This window comes from Streptomyces sp. P3 (assembly GCF_003032475.1).
Classification (GTDB): Bacteria; Actinomycetota; Actinomycetes; order Streptomycetales; family Streptomycetaceae; genus Streptomyces.
Genome location: NZ_CP028369.1, coordinates 1,550,510 through 1,570,662, shown reverse-complemented (window position 1 = coordinate 1,570,662; position 20,153 = coordinate 1,550,510). Strand labels below are relative to the sequence as shown.

Annotated in this window: 17 protein-coding genes; 12 read left to right on the top strand and 5 right to left on the bottom strand. The window is 73.8% G+C overall.

Features of this window, described 5'->3' with window-relative positions; translation table 11 throughout:
• Positions 1–116 precede the first annotated feature (116 nt).
• Both C6376_RS07050 and C6376_RS07045 read left to right on the top strand, forming a co-directional pair.
• Entirely contained in the window at positions 117–1,244 is a 1,128-nt protein-coding gene (locus C6376_RS07050) for an esterase family protein (RefSeq protein ID WP_107442629.1), read from the top strand.
• Positions 1,245–1,503: 259 nt separating this feature from the next.
• Positions 1,504–3,039, top strand: coding sequence for a hypothetical protein (locus C6376_RS07045; protein ID WP_107442628.1), 1,536 nt, complete (start codon positions 1,504–1,506; stop codon positions 3,037–3,039).
• A 55-nt stretch (positions 3,040–3,094) separates the two neighbouring features.
• On the opposite strand, the gene C6376_RS07040 is transcribed toward C6376_RS07045, so the two are convergent.
• Together C6376_RS07040 and C6376_RS07035 are read right to left on the bottom strand one after the other, a co-directional pair.
• Entirely contained in the window at positions 3,095–4,429 is a 1,335-nt protein-coding gene (locus C6376_RS07040) for a PH domain-containing protein (protein WP_107448814.1), read from the bottom strand.
• Between the two features lie 23 nt (positions 4,430–4,452).
• Entirely contained in the window at positions 4,453–4,965 is a 513-nt protein-coding gene (locus tag C6376_RS07035) for a PH domain-containing protein (RefSeq protein WP_107442627.1), read from the bottom strand.
• Between the two features lie 31 nt (positions 4,966–4,996).
• Between C6376_RS07035 and C6376_RS07030 the strand changes: the two genes are divergently transcribed.
• Positions 4,997–6,148 carry an NADH-quinone oxidoreductase subunit D gene (locus tag C6376_RS07030; protein ID WP_057577720.1) on the top strand — a complete coding sequence of 384 codons (1,152 nt, stop codon included), beginning with the start codon at positions 4,997–4,999 and terminating at the stop codon, positions 6,146–6,148.
• A 130-nt stretch (positions 6,149–6,278) separates the two neighbouring features.
• On the opposite strand, the gene C6376_RS07025 is transcribed toward C6376_RS07030, so the two are convergent.
• Positions 6,279–7,613 (bottom strand): SAM-dependent methyltransferase, encoded by a 1,335-nt coding sequence (locus tag C6376_RS07025; protein ID WP_254076342.1) that lies wholly within the window; start codon positions 7,611–7,613, stop codon positions 6,279–6,281.
• Between the two features lie 154 nt (positions 7,614–7,767).
• On the opposite strand from C6376_RS07025, the gene C6376_RS07020 reads away from it, so the two are divergent.
• The 3 genes from C6376_RS07020 (at position 7,768) to C6376_RS07010 (ending at position 10,616) form a co-directional block, all read left to right on the top strand.
• Entirely contained in the window at positions 7,768–8,973 is a 1,206-nt protein-coding gene (locus tag C6376_RS07020) for a sensor histidine kinase (RefSeq protein WP_107442626.1), read from the top strand.
• Between the two features lie 123 nt (positions 8,974–9,096).
• Complete coding sequence (locus tag C6376_RS07015; RefSeq protein ID WP_107442625.1) at positions 9,097–9,765, top strand: response regulator transcription factor; 669 nt, start codon at positions 9,097–9,099, stop codon at positions 9,763–9,765.
• A 218-nt stretch (positions 9,766–9,983) separates the two neighbouring features.
• Positions 9,984–10,616 carry an AAA family ATPase gene (locus C6376_RS07010; RefSeq protein WP_107442624.1) on the top strand — a complete coding sequence of 211 codons (633 nt, stop codon included), beginning with the start codon at positions 9,984–9,986 and terminating at the stop codon, positions 10,614–10,616.
• A 16-nt stretch (positions 10,617–10,632) separates the two neighbouring features.
• Here the strand turns inward: C6376_RS07010 and C6376_RS07005 are convergent, their stop codons facing one another.
• Together C6376_RS07005 and C6376_RS07000 are read right to left on the bottom strand one after the other, a co-directional pair.
• Positions 10,633–11,739: a DUF5937 family protein gene (locus tag C6376_RS07005; RefSeq protein WP_107442623.1), complete on the bottom strand. Its 1,107-nt coding sequence runs from the start codon at positions 11,737–11,739 to the stop codon at positions 10,633–10,635.
• 164 nt (positions 11,740–11,903) lie between these two features.
• Entirely contained in the window at positions 11,904–13,109 is a 1,206-nt protein-coding gene (locus tag C6376_RS07000) for a low specificity L-threonine aldolase (protein WP_107442622.1), read from the bottom strand.
• Between the two features lie 392 nt (positions 13,110–13,501).
• On the opposite strand from C6376_RS07000, the gene C6376_RS06995 reads away from it, so the two are divergent.
• The 6 genes from C6376_RS06995 to C6376_RS06970 all read left to right on the top strand — a co-directional run bounded on the left by C6376_RS06995 (position 13,502) and on the right by C6376_RS06970 (position 20,103).
• The gene (locus C6376_RS06995) at positions 13,502–14,467 is read left to right on the top strand and encodes a Rossmann-like and DUF2520 domain-containing protein (protein WP_107442621.1); all 966 of its coding nucleotides are present in this window, start codon (positions 13,502–13,504) and stop codon (positions 14,465–14,467) included.
• A complete protein-coding gene (gene panC / locus C6376_RS06990) occupies positions 14,464–15,456 on the top strand; it encodes a pantoate--beta-alanine ligase (protein ID WP_107442620.1) in 993 nt (330 codons plus the stop codon). The genes C6376_RS06995 and panC overlap by 4 nt, the downstream gene beginning before the upstream one ends.
• On the top strand, positions 15,453–17,168 hold the full coding sequence (locus C6376_RS06985) for an L-aspartate oxidase (RefSeq protein WP_107442619.1): 1,716 nt from the start codon (positions 15,453–15,455) through the stop codon (positions 17,166–17,168). The genes panC and C6376_RS06985 overlap by 4 nt, the downstream gene beginning before the upstream one ends.
• A 5-nt stretch (positions 17,169–17,173) precedes the next feature.
• Positions 17,174–18,175 carry a carboxylating nicotinate-nucleotide diphosphorylase gene (gene nadC / locus C6376_RS06980; RefSeq protein ID WP_107442618.1) on the top strand — a complete coding sequence of 334 codons (1,002 nt, stop codon included), beginning with the start codon at positions 17,174–17,176 and terminating at the stop codon, positions 18,173–18,175.
• 16 nt (positions 18,176–18,191) lie between these two features.
• Positions 18,192–18,989 (top strand): type III pantothenate kinase, encoded by a 798-nt coding sequence (locus C6376_RS06975; protein ID WP_107442617.1) that lies wholly within the window; start codon positions 18,192–18,194, stop codon positions 18,987–18,989.
• A gap of 412 nt (positions 18,990–19,401) precedes the next feature.
• Positions 19,402–20,103, top strand: coding sequence for a hypothetical protein (locus tag C6376_RS06970; protein ID WP_107448812.1), 702 nt, complete (start codon positions 19,402–19,404; stop codon positions 20,101–20,103).
• Positions 20,104–20,153 lie beyond the last annotated feature (50 nt).

The following is a 20,153-nucleotide window of genomic DNA, read 5'->3' as shown; positions in this document are numbered from 1 at the left end:
GTTCACTCGTCTCGCCAAAGCCGTTGAAAAGACCAGGGAAAGTTCGGGACAAGCCCTCGCGAAGGAGTCGGGGGAGCGGGCGTGATCCCGAATGGAGAGCAGGCAGGAAACACCGCATGGGTCTCACGAGCAACAAAGTGCTGCTGCTGTCAGTGCTGTTCGCCGTATTACTGTTCATCGCAACGGTGTGGCTGTGGCCGCGTCTGGCCAAGCGCAACTGGCGGGCCGTCGGCGGGCGCATCGGGCTGCTGCTCGCCACGCAATTGGCACTCTTCGTGTCCATAGGGCTGTCCGCCAACCAGGCGTTCGGCTTCTACGCCAGTTGGGCGGACCTGTTCGGTCAGGAGACGGAGCAGGGCGTGGTGGTCGACCATGCCAAGGGCGGCGCGTCGGCGGGCCCGCTGCGGGTGGTGGACACCCGGCGGGTGGACGGCGGCGGCAGCGGGATGCCGCGTTTCGGCGGGCAGATCCAGAAGATCGCCGTCATCGGGCGTACGACGGACATCGCCACGCCCGCGTACGTGTACCTGCCGCCGGAGTACTTCGATCCGCAGTACCGCACGCGGACCTTCCCCGCGGCCGTGGTCCTCACGGGCTACCCGGGCACGGCGGAGGCGCTGGCGAACAAGCTGCACTACCCGAGCACCGCGCGGACGCTCGCGAAGAACGGGCGCATGCAGCCGATGATCCTGGTGATGATGCGGCCGACGGTGGCGCCGCCGCGGGACACGGAGTGCGTCGACATCCCGCACGGCCCGCAGACCGAGTCGTTCTTCGCCAAGGACCTGCCGGAGGCCGTGACGGCCCACTACCGGGTGAACAAGAAGCCCGGCGGCTGGGGCATCATCGGCGACTCCACGGGCGGCTACTGCGCTCTGAAGCTGGCGATGCACCACCCGGAGGTCTACGGGGCGGGCGCGGGCCTGTCGGCCTACTACAAGGCACCGAGCGACCCGACCACCGGCGACCTCTTCCACGGGAACAAGAAGCTCCGTAACGAAGCGGATTTGCACTGGTTTCTGAAGAATCGTTCCGCTCCGGCCACCTCGCTGCTCGTCACCAGCAGCAAGGCCGGTGAATCCAACTACAAGCCGACGCTGAAGTTCATAGAGCTGGCGAAGTCCACCCACAGGACCAGGATCTCGTCGATCATCCTGGAAAGCGGCGGGCACAACTTCAACACATGGCGCCGGGAGATCCCGCCGACCCTGGAGTGGATCAGCGCGCGGCTCACCGCGCGGTGAGCGGGTGGCGCGGGTCGGGTGGGACGAGGCGGGACGGGTGTCGGGCGCGTGACCGGTGTGCGGCGGTGGGTCGCGGCGGGCGCCTGTGAGGGTGTGAGAGGCCGGTGAGCGACCGGGGGGACCGGGACCGGAAACGATCTTGTCGTTTGCCGAATTCGGTGACAGCCGGGTTTCCTGATGTTCTGTGAAGGCTTCGGTATGGCTGAGTTTTTGTGGGGCGGGGCGCCAACATTCGCCTACGCGCGGTAAGTTTCTGGCCATGCCACGTGGACGTCACCGTCATTCCCCGCCTCTGCACAGGCTGCTGCCCCCCTCGGTGATCGCAGGCGTCTCCCTTGTCTGCGCTCTCGGCCCCTGGGTGTTCACGCAACAGACGACTCTCCGTGGTCTGGCGGCGGCGGCCGCGGTCACGGCGATCGTCGGCGCGGTCGTGATGCGCCGCTGGGACATGCAGGCCGGAAAGCACGTCGCCGACCTCACGCGCGCGCGTGCCAGTGACGAGTGGCGTTACGAGGAACGGGTCGCCGAACTGGAGAGCGACCTCGACGAGTCGCGTGAGCTGCGGGTCAAGCTGGAGCAGCGGCTGCGGGCCAAGCGCGCCGAACTCGCCGGCCTGCGCAACGAGCACGCGGCGCTGCTGCGCCGCTACGCCACCGCGGAGACCGAGCGGGCCAGCGCCCTGGAGGGCCGCCGTCTGCTCGAGATAGAGGCGGTGCCCGCGCTGCCCGGCCCGCCCGCGAGCGAGGCCACCGAGGATCGCGACGTCAAGGTTGCGGACGCCGCCGAAGGCGCGGAGTCGGCCGAGGCGGCGGAGTCGGCCGCGGCCGGGTCGGGTGAGCCCCGCGAGGACGTTTTGCGGTTCTCGGCGGTCTTCTCGCCCGAGGGCTCGAAGCTGTGGCTGCGGGCGCAGGCCGCTCTGGCGCGGTTGGACACCGACGGCGGCGAATCCGCGAAGGGCCAGGACCTCGCCGGGGACCTCGCCGCTGACTGTGCCGGGGAGGAGCCCGCGCGGGCGGCCTCCGCGGAGGCCGGAGCCGCCGGCGCCGACGCGAACGCCGCCCCGGAGGACGAGGCGCAGGGGAAGCCCGAGGCGGTCGACGAGCACGCGCGCGCGACCGCCCCCCATCCGGCAGCCGACGACGAGACACCGCAGGACGTCGAGGTCACGCAGGACGACAGGACCTCACAGGACGTCGAGGCCTCGCACGAAGCGGCGCCGGAGAACGAGGCGCCGTGGGAGAACTCGGCCCCGGGGATCGCCACGGAGAGCGAGCACCCCGGCGCACCGGCCGGCGCGCCGGAAGCCGTCGGGTCCCCTGAGGAGCCGCTCGCCGCGCGGACCGCGCCGCAGCCCGAGCCGCCACTGGACCCGGAGCCCGGCGCCGCCCCGGCACCCACCGCCCCCGCCGCCGTCGAGGCTGCGGCGGGTGCGGCCGGCGCGCTCGTGCCGCGTCCCGCCGCCCCCGTGCGGCCGCCGTCCGGTCACTTCGCGGTGCCCACCGCCGTGGCCGTCGTGCCGACCGCTCAGCCGGTGCGGCGCCCGACGGCGGAAGGCGGGTTCGACTTCTTCGGCACCAAGAGCGAGTCGGCGCCGGACGCCCTCGAAGCCGTCCAGAACGAGGATTTGGCGGACGTCGTCGGCCAGGAGGCCCTCGCGCTGCACAAGGCCGAGTCCGAGGCGGCGTTCAAGCCGGCGGGCGAGGCGTCGCGCGGAGTCGGCCAGGTGATCGACCTGACCGCCCACGACGAGACGGAACAGATCGACCTCCAGCAGCTGCGCAGCGCCGTCTCCTGACGCCGCTGCCGCGCCACCGCTCGGACCCGGACGGCGTGCGGTCAGGGCGAGCGGGTCATGTCATCCACCGGTCGGGCCGGGAGTCGCGGCGCCCGGTCCGAGACCGTTCGGCCTGACCCTCGAGCAGTCGCGCGGCCTCCTGCGCGTCCCTCAGGCGGGCCGTGACGGTCTTTCCTGCCCCCGTGTCCACATGGACGTCGGCGAGGCCCCAGAGGCGCTGCCAGGGCCCCTGCGTCAGCCGCACGCTCTGGACCTTGGCGTGCGGCACCAGCGACAGACGGCGGCGCAGCAGGCCGTGCCGGGCGGCGAACACGGTGTCCGTGACCGTGATGCCGTACCCCCGCCACCACAACGGCACGCACCGTCCGGCCCGGCGCGGCGGGCGCTCCAGCGACGCGTCGGCCGGGACGACCGCCCCGGGCAGCACGCGCGCGACGACGACCTCCGCGGCCTCGTACGGGGCGACCGGCACGAGCACGGAGTTGGCGGAGCCGGCCACGTCCAGCTCGACGCGCACCCAGCGGCGCCGCCGCCACAGCAGCGGCCGGACGATCCGCACGGTCTGCACCCGCCCGGGCGGCACCGTCTCGTGCGTGCGGTCCAGCAGGCCGTGGTCGATCCGCAACCCGTCCGGCGACTCGCCGACCGTCCAGTCGTACTCGCCGACGAACCGTCCCACGCTGCTCGCACCGGCTGCGCCCAGCAGCGGCACCCCGGTCGCCAGGACCGTCCACACACTGTGGGTGGCCAGCCACAGCACGGGCGGCACGACGAGCGCGGCGGCCAGCGCGCCCCAGCTGGCGCCCGTCAGCGCCAGCGCGATCGCGAGCTCGCGCGCCGGCACCCGCAGCACCTCGCGCGCGGGCGCTTCGCCCATCTCACGCGCCGCCTCCGGGGCGAAGCCCGCCGCGCGGGCGAGGAGCTCGGCCCGCAGCGCGCGGGCCTCCTCCTCGCCCAGGAACGCGAGTTCGTCCTTCTTCTCGGCGCCGACCACGTCCAGCCGCAGTTTCGCCACGCCCGCGACGCGGGCCAGCAGCGGCTGACTGACGTCGACCGCCTGGATGCGTTCCAGCCGGATGTGCGCGGTGCGCCGGAACAGCAGCCCGGTCCGGATGCGCAGCTCGCCGTCGGTCACCGCGAAATGGGTGAACCACCAGGTCAGAAAGCCGTAGAGGGAGGACGCGGGGACGAGGACGGCGAGCGCGATCAGCAGCGTCGTCGTGGTCAGCCGGGTGAGCTGCTCCTGCGCCTGGTTCGGGTCGTGCACCGCCCAGCCGACGAGGACGGCGACGGGCGCCCAGGCCCGTCGGAACGGCGTCACGGGATGCAGCCGGCGTTCGGCGGCGAGCGGCGCCGGACCAGCTCCCGATCCGCCGGGCGCCCGCGGCACGCCGTCCTCCACGCCCGGTTCCGTCACAGCCCCGCCGATCGGGCCTCGCCGAGTTCGGTGAGCCGGTCGCGCAGCCGTTCCGCCTCGGCGGGGTCGAGCCCCGGGATCGCCGCGTCGGTCGCGGCGGCCGCGGTGTGCAGTTGGACGCCGGCCAGCCCGAAGCGGCGCTCGACGGGGCCGGAGGTGACCTCGACGAGCTGCATGCGCCCGTACGGCACGACGGTCTCCTCGTGCCACAGCACGCCCCGGCTGATCAGCAGGTCGTCGGCCCGCTCCGCGTACCGCCAGGAGCGCCAGTTGCGGCCGAGCAGCACCCAGCCCCAGCCGATGCCGGCCAGCGGCAGCAGCGCGAACGCGGCCCACCCGGGGCCGACGAGCAGGCCGAGCAGCAGCCCGGTGCCGACGGCGGCCGGCACCAGCCACACCACCAGCAGCAGCCGCCGCATCCTCAGCAGTGCGAGCGGCAGCCCGGTCCACTGCGGTCCGGCCTCCGCCGGCCCCGCGCCCCCCGGGCTCACCGGGCTCCCCGTCTCCATGGGCCCAGCGTACGTAGGGGAGACTGGTGCCATGACTCCCACGACGGAGACCACGGTCGGGATCGGCGGCGCCGCGGAGAGCACCGACATGGTGCTCAACATCGGCCCCCAGCACCCCTCCACGCACGGTGTGCTGCGGCTGCGGCTCGTGCTGGACGGCGAGCGCATCCAGCACGCGGAGCCGGTGATCGGCTACATGCACCGCGGCGCGGAGAAGCTGTTCGAGGCCCGCGACTACCGGCAGATCGTCATGCTGGCCAACCGTCACGACTGGCTGTCGGCGTTCTCCAACGAGCTGGGCGTGGTCCTGGCGGTGGAGCGGATGCTCGGCATGGAGGTCCCCGAGCGCGCAGTGTGGACCCGCACGCTGCTCGCCGAGCTGAACCGGGTGCTCAACCACCTGATGTTCCTCGGGTCCTACCCGCTGGAGCTCGGCGGCATCACGCCCGTGTTCTACGCCTTCCGTGAGCGCGAGGTGCTGCAGAACGTGATGGAGGAGGTCTCCGGCGGACGCATGCACTACATGTTCAACCGCGTCGGCGGCCTCAAGGAGGACGTGCCGGCCGGCTGGGCCTCCCGCGCACGCGGGGCGGTCGCCGCCGTGCGCTCCCGTATGGACGTCTTCGACGACCTCGTGCTCGGCAACGAGATCTTCCGCGGGCGCACGCGGGACGTCGGCGTCCTCGCGCCGGAGCACGTGCACGCCTACGGCGTGAGCGGGCCGATCGCGCGCGGCTCGGGCGTCGACTTCGACCTGCGCAGGGACGAGCCGTATCTCGCCTACGGGGAGCTGCAGGACACCCTGAAGGTGGTGACGCGTACCGAGGGCGACTGTCTCGCCCGCTTCGAGTGCCTCCTGGAGCAGACGTACAACGCGCTCGCGCTCGCGGACGCCTGCCTGGACCGTCTCGCCGACCTGCCGCCCGGCCCGATCAACCAACGGCTGCCGAAGGTCCTCAAGGCACCCGAGGGGCACACGTACGCGTGGACCGAGAACCCCCTCGGCATCAACGGCTACTACCTCGTCAGCAAGGGCGAGAAGACGCCGTACCGGCTGAAGCTGCGCTCGGCGTCGTACAACAACATCCAGGCGCTCACCGAACTGCTGCCCGGCACGCTGGTCGCGGACATGGTGGCCATCCTGGGGTCGATGTTCTTCGTGGTGGGAGACATCGACAAATAGCCGGGCCGTCAGGCCCCCGGGCCACGGCGCCCCCGCGCCCCCGGGGCGTCACGCGGTCGCGCGGCGCGCACATGCGCCGCTCCGGCCGGCCGGCCGACGGTCGCCCGGGGCGCGGCAGGCCCGGGGACGGTCAGCCGGCTTCGGGCGCCGGGGCGGTCTCCGGGTCCGCCACGGCGTCCGGGCCCGGCCGTGCGACCAGCGGGTTCGGGATGCCGACCGGCTGGACCAGCCAGCCGAAGCCGCCCAGGCCGCCCGGCGCGGTGAGTTCGCCGGCCGCTCCGGCGCTCACGAGGGCGCGCACGTATGCGGCGGGGTCGGTGGAGGCGAGTGCGAGCGGGGGGCGTGCGCCCGAGAGGCCCAGGGCGTGCAGTGCGGCGCGCTGGGTGAGCAGGCGTGTGCCGGTGCGCGCCGCTGGGCCCGCCATCGCGCGGGAGCCGGGGTGCGTGCCGGTGGTGAGGCGCGAGGACGAGCCGGGAAGCGTGTGCGGCGGGTGCGTCCGCGCCGCGGCTCCCGCTCCCGCCTGCGCGCACGCGTCCAGCGCCACGTGGGCCGTGATGTCGCAGGACCCGTCCGGCACGGGCGCGGTCTCGCGTCCGTCCCGGAACCCGGTGAGGGTCCCGTACGGCGGGCGGGCGTCCGCGGTGTGCGCGTAGTCCACCGCCACCGCGAGCCCCCGTCCGACACAGGCCACGGCCGACGCCCACGCCAGGTCCCTGGGCAGCCCGATCTCGGCCCGCTGACCCTCCTCGCCCCCCGACGGCCACCAGCGCGCCAGCCAGTCCGCCTCCGCTCCCGACACCGGTTCCCCGAGCCGCTCCGTCCCGTCCTCCCTGACGAGGACCAGTCGCGCCACCCCCGCGGAGTCGACCTCGGCGACCTCGACGGGGACGTTGTCCAGCCACTCGTTGGCGAACAGCAGCCCGGTGACGGCCGGCGGCGGCTCGCGGAGCCACGCGATCCGGTGAGCGAGCCCCTCGGGGCGGTCGGCGATCTCGACGGCGTACGCGCGTGTGCGGGAGCGCACGTCGGCGGGCAGCGCCGCCAGCACCGCGGCGACCAGTTCGCCCCGGCCGGCGGCCATGTCGACGAAGTCGAGCGACTCGGGCCGGCCCAACGCCTCGTCCACCCGGCACAGCAGGCGGGCCACGGCCTCGGCGAAGAGCGGCGAGGCGTGCACGGACGTGCGGAAGTGTCCGGCGGGACCCTCGGGCCGCCGGTAGAAGCCCTCCGTCGAGCCGCCCGAGCCCGGCGTTCCCGTCGAAGCCGGCGCTTCCGTGGACGCCGCCGGATCTGCCGGACCCGCCGGGCCTGTCGGACCCGCCGGACGCCTCGGACACGTCAGGTCAGCCGGGCGCGTCACGTCCGTCGCGCCCGGGGCGCCCTCATCGCCCGCTCCGTACAGCGCGGCCTGCGTCGCCGCGCGCCAGCCGCGCCACTCGCCCGAGGCGCTCACCTCGTCCGCCAGACCTCGTCCATCCGGACAGACTAGGCGGACGGACCGGGCATACGGACAGGCGTAAAGGTGATCACGGCATCCACCTTGCGGAGTACACGCGCCCCCACCGGATCGACCCTCCGGTTGACCCCCGCACGCGTCGGGCTTCCCTACGCTGGGTTACGTGCAGCGCCTCTATGACTTCCTCCGCAGAAACCCGACCGGGGTCGACGGCTTCTGGGCCCTCGTCCTCTTCGGGATCTCTGTCGCGGCCGGAACCGCCGGCCGGGACCAGCGCGGAGGCACCGACTCCATGGCGCTGTACGTGCCCGTCGTGCTTCTGCTCTGCCTGGTCATCGCGCTGCGCAGGCGGCTGCCCGAGAAGATGCTGCTGCTGGCCTCCGCACTGGGGCTGGCGCAGCTGGTACTGAACGTCTCGACCAACGCCGCCGACTTCGCCCTGCTGGTGATCGTCTACACGGTCGCGGCGAACGGCGCCCGGTGGGCGTCCCGGCTGGCGCTCGTGATGGGCCTGAGCGCGGCCACCGCCGCCCAGCTGCGCTGGCCGAACGAGGCCTCGGGCGTGTTGGGCAACCTCGCGGCCGTGGTCTTCCTGACGGTGCCGTTCGCGTTCGCCTGGGTGCTCGGCGACTCCATGCGCACCCGCCGCGCGTACTTCGCCCAGCTGGAGGAGCGCGCGGCCCGTCTGGAGAAGGAGCGCGAGGCGCAGGCGAAGGTCGCCGTCGCCGCCGAGCGCGCCCGCATCGCGCGCGAGCTGCACGACGTCGTCGCGCACAACGTGTCGGTGATGGTGGTGCAGGCCGACGGCGCCGCCTACGTCCTGGACGCCGCGCCCGACCAGGCGAAGGCGGCCCTGGAGACCATCTCCTCCACCGGCCGCCAGGCCCTGGCCGAGATGCGCCGGCTGCTGGGCGTGCTGCGCACCGGCGAGCACCAGGAGGGGGGCGAGTACGTGCCGCAGCCGGACGTCGAGCAGATCGAGGACCTGGTCGAGCAGTGCCGCGGCTCGGGCCTGCCCGTGGACTTCAAGGTCGAGGGCACGCCCCGGCCGCTGCCCAGCGGAGTCGAGCTGACGGCGTACCGCATCGTGCAGGAGGCGCTGACCAACACGCGCAAGCACGGCGGGCCGAACACGGGCGCGAGCGTCCGCCTGGTCTACTTCGACGACGGTCTCGGGCTGCTCGTGGAGGACGACGGCAAGGGCGCCCCGCACGAGCTGTACGAGGAGGGCGGGGCCGACGGCGCCGGTCACGGGCTGATCGGCATGCGCGAACGGGTCGGCATGGTGGGCGGCACCCTGGACGCGGGCCCGCGACCGGGCGGAGGATTCCGGATCAGCGCCCTCCTCCCGCTCAAACCGGCGCATTGACGCTGACGCACGCCCTTCGTTGACACCTGTCACGCCCCCGTGAACCGCCCGCACCAACCCCGACCGCACCAACCCGACCGCTCCGTCCCACGCTCCCCCGACAGAAGAACGGAAGAGGACTCGATGACGATCCGCGTGATGCTCGTCGACGACCAGGTGCTGCTGCGCACCGGGTTCCGGATGGTGCTCGCCGCCCAGCCGGACATGGAGGTCGTGGCGGAGGCGGGCGACGGCGTCGAGGCCCTTCAGGTGGTGCGGTCGACGGAGGTGGACGTCGTGCTGATGGACGTCCGGATGCCGAAGCTGGACGGCGTGGAGGCCACCCGGCGCATCTGCGAGCAGCCCGACCCTCCGAAGGTGCTGATCCTGACCACCTTCGACCTCGACGAGTACGCGTTCTCCGGGCTGAAGGCGGGCGCTTCCGGCTTCATGCTCAAGGACGTCCCGCCGGGCGAGCTGCTCGCCGCGATCCGCTCCGTGCACAGCGGTGACGCGGTGGTCGCGCCCTCCACCACCCGCCGCCTCCTGGACCGGTTCGCGCCGATGCTGCCCGCGACCGGAGGCGAGCCCCGGCACAAGGAACTGGAGCGGCTCACGGAGCGCGAACGCGAGGTGATGGTGCTGGTGGCCCAGGGGCTGTCCAACGGGGAGATCGCGGCCCGGCTGGTGCTCTCCGAGGCGACCGTCAAGACCCACGTGGGACGCATCCTCACCAAGCTCGGCCTGCGCGACCGCGTCCAGGTGGTTGTGCTGGCCTACGAAACGGGCCTCGTCCGGGCCGGCGGCCACTAGAAGTGCCCTGAAGATCTTGAAATTGCGCCTGGCTTGCACCGGTTGACGGCGATTGACATTTACCGGCAATCCAGGGCGAGTCGGGCGGCCGGAGCGAGATCTTCATCGGTCTTCTAGGTGTTCTGTTCACAGAGGCCGCGTCCCGCCCTTCGTCACGGGCACGGCTCGGCTCGGGGTCTCTCCGTCGGACCGGGCCGGGCCCGCACTAGGGTCTGCGCATGCTTCTGTGGATCAACGGTCCTTTCGGCGGGGGCAAGACGCAGACCGCCTACGAGATCCGGCGCCGGCTGCCCGGCAGCGTGGTGTGCGACCCCGAGCACGCCGGGTTCGGCCTGCGTCGCATGCTGCCGCCGGACCTGCGCGGTGACTTCCAGGACCTGGCGTCCTGGCGGCAGGGCGTCGTCGAGGTCCTCGACCTGACACTCCGCGAGCACGACGGCGTGGTAGTCGCCCCGATGACCGTCACCGACCCGGTGTACTTCGCCGAGACCGTCGGCAGGCTGCGTGAACTCGGCCACGACGTGCGTCACTTCACGCTCCTCGCCCAACGGGAGACGATCTTGCGACGGCTGCGTGAACGCGGCCCGGGGCACCTCCTGGGGTTCGCCGTGGGAAGGAACGCGGGGCTGCGCCGGGAGACCTGGGCCGTCCGGCGGCTCGACCACTGCCTGCAGCGCCTGCGCGAGCCGGAGTTCGCCGAACACCTGTGGACGGACCAGACGACGGTGCCGAAGACGGCCGATCGCATCGCCGTCCTGGCCGGTCTGACGCTCAGGCCCCACACCGAGGGCGCGCTGCGGACCCGGCTGCGGCAGGTCGGCGTGGGTCTGAGGCACATCCGGTTCGACTGACCGTCGGGGCAGCCCGCTAGCGGAGGATTCCCTCCAGGAAATCGCTGCCCAGCCGGGCCACCACCGCGACGTCGAGCTGGTGCAGCAGGTACCGGCCGCGCCGGCGTGTGGTGACCAGGCCCGCCTTCTTCAGCAGCGTGAGGTGCCGGGATATCTCGGGAGCCGACACGCCGTGCACCCGGGCCAGTTCCGTCGTGGTGTACGCGCTGCGGGCCAGCATCCTGCAGATGCGCATACGGACGGGATGGGACAGCGCGGTCATCCGGAGCGCCAGCTGCTCCACCGACGGCGGTGCGGCCGGCTCCGGCGAGCCGACCGGGTAGTGCAGCACCGGCTGCCAGCCGTACCGGTGCAGCACCATCAGGTGCGGCCAGCCGAGGCTCGTGGGCACCAGCAGCAGGCCGCCGTCCCCCGTCGTGCTCCGGCCCACGACCAGCTTGTCGACGGTGATCCGCGCGGCCTCCTCGTCGAGTGTCACGGCAGAGGAGACGGAGGCGAGCGTCTCCGCCAGACCCTTACGGTGCAGGAGGTCCGTCTTCAGGCGGGCGTCGGCGGCGAGCGGGAGCCGCACCCGCGCCCAGACGTCGGCGAAGAACGCCTCGTCGCAGTCCCGCAGGAACTGGCGCAGCCACGCACGCACGTGTGGCGGGTCGTCGAGCAGCCGCCGGGTGAACCGCACCTGCCGCGGGCCGCGCGTGGCGGCCAGGTCGAAGGCACGCCGGCGCAGCTCCGGGTCGGAGAGGGCGCCGGCGCTCGGCAGGTCGTAACCGGGCGCGCAGCTGAATTCCAGCGCGCAGTCCACGAACTGTTCGTCCGTCAGCTTGTCCAGGAGGTCGAGCTCGTCGGCCAGCGTCGCGCCGGGGAGGGCGGTTCTGCCCGGGATGCCCGCGCAGGGCAGGAACAGGTCCGAGAACGTCGTCCGCCACAGGAAGTCGGCCTCGCACATCCGGTCGGCCAGATGCGGGTCGAGCCCGGCGGTGACCGCGGTGACCCAGCCCTGCAGGCCGGGATGGTGCCCCGGCTCGGCCAGCGCGTGCAGCGCCATGCCGAGCTCGGCCAGGGGCGAGGGCGCGACGGAGACCCTCTCCGGCCGCAGCCCGGCGACGTCGATGCGCAGGCTCATGCCCTCATGGTGCACCCCGCCACCGACACCCCGGCCCGGCCGACGTCCGCGATCGGCCGATGTCGGTGATCGACCGACGTCCGTGATCGGCCGGCCGCCGGGGCGGGGCTGCCGCGCGGGCACGGGCCCTGGAGGCCCGGCGCCCGTGCCCCGCCCACCTGCCCCTACCCGTCGGCCCCGTCGGCCCCGTCGGCGGCCCGGGCCGCCCGGGGGATCCACGTGGTGAAGTCCGCGACCGCCGCCTTCACATCGTCCGCCGTCCACGTCAGACCCTCGGAGCGGACGCCGACCTCGGTGACGGCCAGCCCCGGCCCACGCCGCTCCCAGGCGCCCGCGAAGAGCATCGTCCCCGTCTCCTCGGCCTGGAGCAGCGCCGCTTCGGCGAGGACGTCGGCCTCGTACGGCAGCCAGACCTGGAACTCGTGGGTGTGCGGCGGCTCCGGGTACACGCGCGCCCACGGCACGTCCGTCGCGGCGAGGCCCTCGCGCAGCGCGGCGGCCACCACGCGCGCGTGGTCCACGTACTCGGGCAGCCGGGGCAGTTCGCGCTCCAGGCCGATGAGCGCCGACAGAGCGGTGGGGAACTGCTGGAAGACCATGCCGCCGTACCGGTGCCGCCAGGTCTTCGCCTCCTCCACCAGCGACCGCGGACCGGCGAGCGCGGCACCGCCGAAACCGTCGAGGGACTTGTAGAACGACACGTAGACGCTGTCCGCCAGGTCGGCGATCTCGTGCAGAGGACGCCCGAAACGACGGGTCGTCTCCCACAGTCGCGCGCCGTCGAAGTGCACCACCGCGTCGCGCTCGCGGGCCGCCTCCACGGTCTCGGTGAGCTCCTCCCAGGAGGGCAGCACGTAACCGGCGTCGCGGAGGGGCAGCTCCAGCATCAGCGCGCCGAAGGGCTCCTCGAAGGCGCGCACCTCCGCGGCCGTGGGCAGCCGGGGCTCACCCGTGACCCGGACGGTGCGCAGTCCGCTGACGGCGGTGAACGCGCCCCGTTCCCACCTCTCGGGATGACTCAGCGCGTGCAGTGCGACCGTCGGGTTGCCGGTACGGCCCGCCCAGCAGCGCAGCGCGATCTGCTGGGCCATCGTGCCGGTCGGGAAGAACGCGGCGGCCTCCGTCCCGAGGAGTTCGGCGACCCGCTCCTCGAGGGCTCCCACGATCCCGTCGCCGTACATGTCACCGGGTTCGTCCAGGTCGTGGACGTCGGGTGCGTGCTCGTGGAGGTGCGCGAGCCGCTCGCGCAGCGTGCTGCGGAATCCCGCGCGCGACAGGACGCGTCGCGCCTCCCGGTGGGCGACCGCCCGCCGCTCCCGGAGGCGCTGCTGCGTCGTCTTTTCGTCTCCTCGGTCCGTCGTGTATGTCATGCCCCGGATGATGCCGTGCCCCCGCGCGCGTGAGCACGCGCATATCCCGTCGGCCTCCCCTCGGGCCCGCCGACCCGCACCTCACGCGGGCCGGCCCACACAGCCCCGTCCGGTCCGCGCCAGTGCCTCCTTGCCGCGCCCCGCCCGCAGACCCGCGCCCGGCCCCCTCACCCGCACCCACCTCCGGCCTGCGGCGCCAGACACGGCCGCCCGACCCAACCACCCGTGCCCCCACCCGTGCCCCAGCTCTCCCACCCGTTCCCGGCCGATGCCGGGAACGGGTGGGAAAGCCCACAGCCTGTGGACAACCGGACGCCTCTCGAACGGATCGCGTTAACATGACGAGAAATCGTCCGGTACCCCGAGCGGACTGGAACGGAAGGCCGCGTCGCGTGAGTACAGCCCAACAACCAGACCCGAGGGACCGCCCCGCACGGCTCGCCGTCGGCGTCGTCGGCGCGGGCCGGGTGGGTCCTGCCCTGGCCGCGTCCCTCCAGCTCGCCGGGCATCGTCCGGTCGCCGTCTCCGGTGTCTCCGACGCGTCCAGACGACGAGCCGGGCTCCTGCTGCCCGACGTGCCGCTCGTCCCGCCCGCAGAGGTCCTGCGGCGGGCCGACCTGGTGCTGCTGACGGTCCCCGACGACGCCCTGCCCGGCCTGGTGGACGGCCTCGCCGAGACCGGCGCCGTACGCCCCGGCCAACTGCTCGTGCACACCTCCGGGCGGTACGGCGCGAAGGTCCTCGACCCCGCCCTGCGCGCCGGCGCCCTCCCGCTCGCCCTGCACCCCGCGATGACCTTCACGGGCACCCCGGTGGACGTCCAGCGCCTGGCCGGCTGCTCCTTCGGCGTCACCGCGCCCGACGGACTGCGGATGGCCGCGGAAGCCCTGGTGATCGAGATGGGCGGCGAACCGGAGTGGATCGCCGAGGAGAGCCGCCCGCTCTACCACGCGGCCCTCGCCCTGGGCGCCAACCACCTGGTCACCCTGGTCGCCCAGTCCATGGAGCTGTTGCGCGCGGCCGGCGTCGAAGCCCCCGACCGGATGCTCGGCCCGCTGCTCGGCGCCGCTCTCGACAACGCGCTGCGTTCGGGCGACGCCGCGCTCACCGGGCCCGTGGCGCGCGGGGACGCGGGGACGGTCGCCGCGCACGTCGCGCAGCTGCGTGAGCACGCCCCGCAGGCCGTCGCCGGCTATCTCGCGATGGCCCGCGCGACCGCCGACCGCGCGCTCGCCCACGGGCTCCTCAAGCCCGAACTCGCCGAGGACCTCCTCGGGGTGCTCGCCGGAAACCCCCACGGCGCCCCGTCCGACCCCGGCAGTCCCGGCCCGCACGGCGCCGAAGGAGATGCCGGATGACCGCCGCCCTGCTGCGCACCGCCGACGAGCTGCACGCACGCACGCGTGACGGCCGCCGGGCCGTCGTGATGACGATGGGCGCCCTGCACGAGGGGCACGCCACCCTGGTGCGCACCGCCCGCGAGCTCGCCGGGCCCGGCGGCGAGGTCGTCGTCACGGTCTTCGTCAACCCGCTGCAGTTCGGCGCGGGCGAGGACCTCGACCGCTACCCGCGCACCCTGGACGCCGACCTGGAGATCGCCGGGCAGGCCGGCGCGGACGTCGTGTTCGCTCCGTCCGTGGACGAGGTCTACCCGGGCGGCGAGCCGCAGGTCAGGATCTCCGCGGGCCCCATGGGCGAGCGCCTCGAGGGCGGTTCACGGCCCGGGCACTTCGACGGCATGCTCACCGTCGTCGCCAAGCTGCTGCACCTCACCCGGCCCGACGCCGCCCTCTTCGGGCAGAAGGACGCCCAGCAGCTCGCCCTGATCCGCCGCATGGTCCGGGATCTGAACTTCGGCACCGAGGTCGTCGCCGTGCCGACCGTGCGCGAGGAGGACGGGCTGGCGCTGTCCAGCCGCAACCGCTATCTGTCCGCGCGGGAGCGGCGCACCGCGCTCGCGCTCTCCCAGGCCCTCTTCGCCGGCCGTGACCGGCACGCGGCGCAGGAGGCACTGCGGGCCCGCGCGCGGGAGGTGCCCGCCACACAAGCGCGCGCCGAGGCGCTCAGCGCCATCGGCGAATCCCGCGCGGCCGCCGACGCGCACGCCGTCGCCAAGGCCGCCCCGGGCAACCCCGCCGCGGTCCGCGCGGCCGCCCGCCAGATCCTGGACGAGGCCCTGCGGCTCGACCCCCCGCTGCGGCTGGACTACCTCGCGCTCGTCGACCCGTCCGACTTCACCGAGATCGAGGACGACTTCACCGGCGAGGCCGTTCTCGCCGTCGCCGCCCGGGTCGGCACGACCCGGCTGATCGACAACCTCCCCCTCACCTTCGGAGCCGCCTCGTGACCAGCACAGGCATACGACTGCACGCACCCGCGCCCGGGTGGAACATCTCCGCGGACGTGGTGGTCGTCGGCTCCGGCGTCGCCGGCCTGACCGCGGCCCTGCGCTGCGAGGCCGCGGGGCTGAGGACGGTCGTCGTCACCAAGGCGCGCCTCGACGACGGCTCCACCCGCTGGGCGCAGGGCGGCATAGCCGCGGCCCTGGGCGACGGCGACACGCCCGAACAGCACCTGGACGACACGCTGGTGGCGGGCGCGGGGCTGTGCGACGAGGAGGCCGTGCGGATCCTCGTCACCGAGGGCCCCGACGCCGTGCGACGGCTGATCGAGACCGGCGCGCACTTCGACGAGTCCGAGGAAGGGGGCCTGGAGCTGACCCGCGAGGGCGGCCACCACCGTCGCCGTATCGCGCACGCGGGCGGCGACGCGACCGGCGCGGAGATCTCCCGCGCGCTCGTCGAGGCGGTCCGCGCGCGCGGACTGCGCACGGTCGAGAACGCACTCGTCCTGGACCTCCTCACGGACGCCGAAGGCCGCACCGCCGGCGTGACCCTGCACGTCATGGGCGAGGGCCAGCACGACGGTGTGGGGGCCGTGCACGCCCCCGCCGTCGTCCTCGCGACCGGCGGCATGGGCCAGGTGTTCTCGGCGACCACCAACCCTTCGGTGTCCACCGGCGACGGCGTGGCGCTCGCCCTGCGCGCGGGCGCGGAGGTCTCCGACCTGGAGTTCGTCCAGTTCCACCCGACCGTGCTGTTCCTGGGCGCGGACGCCGAGGGCCAGCAGCCCCTCGTCTCGGAGGCCGTGCGCGGCGAGGGCGCGCACCTGGTCGACGCGGACGGCGTGCGCTTCATGCTCGGCCGGCACGAGCTGGCCGAGCTCGCGCCCCGGGACATCGTCGCCAAGGGCATCATGCGCCGTATGCAGGAGCAGGACGCCGAGCACATGTTCCTGGACGCCCGCCACTTCGGCGCCGAGATGTGGGAGCACCGCTTCCCGACGATCCTCGCCGCCTGCCGCGCCCACGGCATCGACCCCGTCACCGAGCCCGTCCCGGTCGCCCCGGCGGCCCACTACGCCTCCGGCGGCGTGCGCACCGACTCCCACGGCCGTACCACCGTGCCGGGCCTGTACGCGTGCGGCGAGGTCGCCTGCACCGGTGTGCACGGCGCGAACCGGCTGGCGTCCAACTCGCTCCTCGAAGGCCTTGTCTACGCCGAGCGCATCGTGACCGACATCGCCGCGAGCCGGACGGACGACGCACTGCACGCGCGGGTGCCCACGCCGGTGGAGCGCCCCGAGCGGCCGGCGCACCCGCTGCTCGCCCCCGAGGCCAGGTTCGCCATCCAGCGGATCATGACCGACGGCGCGGGCGTACTGCGCTCCGCCGCGTCCCTCGAGAGGGCCGCCGACCAGTTGCAGCGGCTGCACACCGAGGCCCGCGACGCCCTCGACGAGAACGGCAAGACGGCCGAGCCCGGCGTCGACACCTGGGAGGCCACCAACCTCCTGTGCGTCGCGCGCGTCCTGGTCGCCGCCGCGCTCCTGCGCGAGGAGACCCGCGGCTGCCACTGGCGCGAGGACCACGCCGACCGTGACGACGCCGGCTGGCGCCGCCACATCGTCGTACGGCTGAATCCGGACCGGACCCTCGCCGTACACACCACCGATACCGCAGACTTCCCCCCGACCCGGCAGCACCACCAGGAGCAGTGACAGACGTGAGCACCCCCGACCTTCCCCTCGCCCCGACCGGCGGCTGCGGCGACGGCTGTGCCTGCGGCGCCGCCGCAGACGCCGGATTCACCGACGAGGGATACGCCGAATACGAGGAGTGCGGGCTCGACCCCGCACTCGCCCAGCTGCTCGTCGACGCCGGACTGGACCCCGTCGAGGTGGAGGACATCGCCAACGTCGCCATCCAGGAGGACCTGGCGCACGGCGTCGACGTGACGACGGTCGCGACCATCCCCGAGGAGGCGGTCGCCACCGCCGACTTCACCGCGCGCGAGGCGGGCGTGGCCGCGGGGCTGCGGATCGCCGAGGCCGTCGTCTCGGTCGTCTGCACGGACGAGTTCGAGGTCGAGCGGCACGTGGAGGACGGCGACCGGGTGGAGGCCGGGCAGAAGCTGCTGTCGGTCACCACGCGCACGCGTGACCTCCTCACCGCCGAGCGCAGCGCGCTGAACCTGCTGTGCCGTCTGTCCGGCATCGCCACCGCCACGCGCGCGTGGGCGGACGTCCTGGAGGGCACCGGGGCACGCGTGCGCGACACCCGCAAGACGACGCCGGGCCTGCGTTCGCTGGAGAAGTTCGCCGTCCGCTGCGGCGGGGGCGTCAACCACCGCATGTCGCTGTCCGACGCGGCACTGGTCAAGGACAACCACGTGGTCGCCGCGGGCGGTGTCGCCGAGGCCTTCGAGGCGGTGCGGGAGACCTTCCCGGACGTGCCGATCGAGGTCGAGGTCGACACCCTGCACCAGCTGCGCGAGGTCGTCGACGCGGGCGCCGACCTCATCCTGCTGGACAACTTCACGCCCGCCGAGTGCGCGGAGGCCGTCGCCCTGGTGGGCAAGCGCGCGTTGCTGGAGGCGTCGGGCCGGCTCACCCTGGACAACGCCAAGGTCTACGCCGACACGGGCGTCGACTTCCTCGCCGTGGGCGCCCTGACGCACTCCTCGCCGATCCTGGACATCGGTCTGGATCTGCGAGCGGCGGAGTAGGGAACGGGGACCGGCCATGCTGCTGACGATCGACGTGGGCAACACGCACACCGTGCTCGGCCTCTTCGACGGTGAGGACATCGTCGAGCACTGGCGGATCTCCACCGACTCCCGCCGCACGGCGGACGAACTGGCCGTGCTCCTGCAAGGGCTGATGGGCATGCACCCCCTCCTGGGGGACGAGCTGGGCGACGGCATCGACGGCATCGCGATCTGCGCCACCGTGCCCTCGGTGCTGCACGAACTGCGTGAGGTGACGCGGCGCTACTACGGCGACGTGCCCGCCGTGCTCGTCGAGCCGGGCGTGAAGACCGGGGTGCCGATCCTGTTCGACAACCCCAGGGAGGTCGGTGCCGACCGCATCATCAACGCCGTCGCGGCGAACGAGCTCTACGGCGGTCCGGCGATCGTCGTCGACTTCGGGACGGCGACGACGTTCGACGCGGTCAGCGCGCGCGGGGAGTACGTCGGCGGGGTCATCGCCCCCGGCATCGAGATCTCGGTGGACGCGCTGGGCGTCAAGGCCGCTCAGCTGCGCAAGATCGAGCTGGCCCGGCCTCGGAGCGTGATCGGCAAGAGCACGGTCGAGGCGATGCAGTCCGGGATCCTCTACGGCTTCGCCGGCCAGGTCGACGGCGTGGTGACCCGGATGGCCCGGGAGCTCGCCGAGGACCCGGACGACGTGACGGTGATCGCGACCGGTGGCCTGGCGCCGACGGTGCTGGGCGAGTCCTCGGTGATCGACGAGCACGAGCCGTGGCTGACGCTGATCGGGCTGCGCCTGGTGTACGAGCGGAACGTGTCGCGCATGTGAGCCGACCGCCCTCCCGCAGCCGGGAGGGCGCCGAACGGGCCCGGCCCCGCCGATCCCGGCCCGGCCGCCGCCTGTGCTCGCCAGGCACCCGCGGCACCGGCGGCCTGCGTGAACCTCGCCTCGCGACGTCTGCCTGGGCCTCGCGACCCGCACGGGCCTCGGTCGGGCCCGGCCGGTCCGCGCGCAGAGGCGGTCGGTCGGCGGTCGGGGCGGGTCGGCGGCAACGGCGGCGTCCCGACAGCGGCGACCCGACAGCGGGCCGACGGCAGAGGTCGGCGGACGGAGCCGGACGGGGCCGGGGCCGGGGCCGACGGAGCGGATTCGGGCGCGCCACACCCGCCCACTATGTCGAATTTGTCTGATTAGCGCGTATCGTCGCCGCATGCCCACGCCCTACGGATCCCGAGGCGGCCTGGCGTTCGGCGCGGAGGAGCTGCGCGTGCTCCGCCGCGCCCTCGCCCTCGCCCTTCACCCCGGCCCCGTCTCCGCCGAGGACATCCAGGACTGCCATCGCCTAGCCGAGTCCCTCGACGAGGCGATGCACGAGGCCGCCCGGCTCCGGGCGTTCCTGGTGGCCGACCTCGGCCGGTACCGCGCAGCCCTTCCCGGCACCGCCGCCGGTTACCTCGCGCTCCTGGAGGAGGTCCTGGCCACCGGCTACCGGCCCGATCCCGACGACCTCGCCGCTCTGCGCGCCCTGCGCGGCAACCCGGCGGGCGCGGCCCTCCTGGAACGCTGCCAGACGCTCGCCGAGGAGGACGTACGCGCCCGACTGGCCCGTCGTACGGCCCGCAGGGCCCCGGCGGCCACCGCGACCGTCCCGGCGTCCCGTACGCGCCTCCTGGCCCTTCCGGGAGGCCTCTGCGAGGAGGTGCCCGTCCGTGTGTCGGTGGGTTCCGCGGCCGGCGCGGACCCCGGCGGCCGACCGCAGGAGGAGCCTCGGAAGAAGCCCGCGGGAAAGCCGGCCACGCCGGGCCCCGGTCCCGTGCCCGCCGAGCCCGCCTCCCCGGAGCCCGCCCGCCGGCCCGTCCCCACGCCGGGCGAGGTCTTCCCGCGCCGCAGACCGACCCCGCCGCCCGCCGACCCCGAGCAGCGGCGACTCGCCGTCGGCTGACCCCCGCGCACCCCGCCCCGGTGTCGCGTTCCTCCCTGGCTACCCTGGTT

What these genes read in the sequence shown, in the direction of transcription:
- panC (WP_107442620.1), top strand. Translation starts at nt 14,464, where the DNA reads ATGACCGCCGCCCTGCTGCGCACCGCCGACGAGCTGCACGCACGCACG.
- C6376_RS07015 (WP_107442625.1), top strand. Translation starts at nt 9,097, where the DNA reads ATGACGATCCGCGTGATGCTCGTCGACGACCAGGTGCTGCTGCGCACC.
- C6376_RS07010 (WP_107442624.1), top strand. Translation starts at nt 9,984, where the DNA reads ATGCTTCTGTGGATCAACGGTCCTTTCGGCGGGGGCAAGACGCAGACC.
- C6376_RS07005 (WP_107442623.1), bottom strand. Translation starts at nt 11,739, where the DNA reads ATGAGCCTGCGCATCGACGTCGCCGGGCTGCGGCCGGAGAGGGTCTCC.
- C6376_RS07000 (WP_107442622.1), bottom strand. Translation starts at nt 13,109, where the DNA reads ATGACATACACGACGGACCGAGGAGACGAAAAGACGACGCAGCAGCGC.
- C6376_RS07035 (WP_107442627.1), bottom strand. Translation starts at nt 4,965, where the DNA reads ATGGAGACGGGGAGCCCGGTGAGCCCGGGGGGCGCGGGGCCGGCGGAG.
- C6376_RS07030 (WP_057577720.1), top strand. Translation starts at nt 4,997, where the DNA reads ATGACTCCCACGACGGAGACCACGGTCGGGATCGGCGGCGCCGCGGAG.
- C6376_RS06975 (WP_107442617.1), top strand. Translation starts at nt 18,192, where the DNA reads ATGCTGCTGACGATCGACGTGGGCAACACGCACACCGTGCTCGGCCTC.
- C6376_RS07050 (WP_107442629.1), top strand. Translation starts at nt 117, where the DNA reads ATGGGTCTCACGAGCAACAAAGTGCTGCTGCTGTCAGTGCTGTTCGCC.
- C6376_RS07045 (WP_107442628.1), top strand. Translation starts at nt 1,504, where the DNA reads ATGCCACGTGGACGTCACCGTCATTCCCCGCCTCTGCACAGGCTGCTG.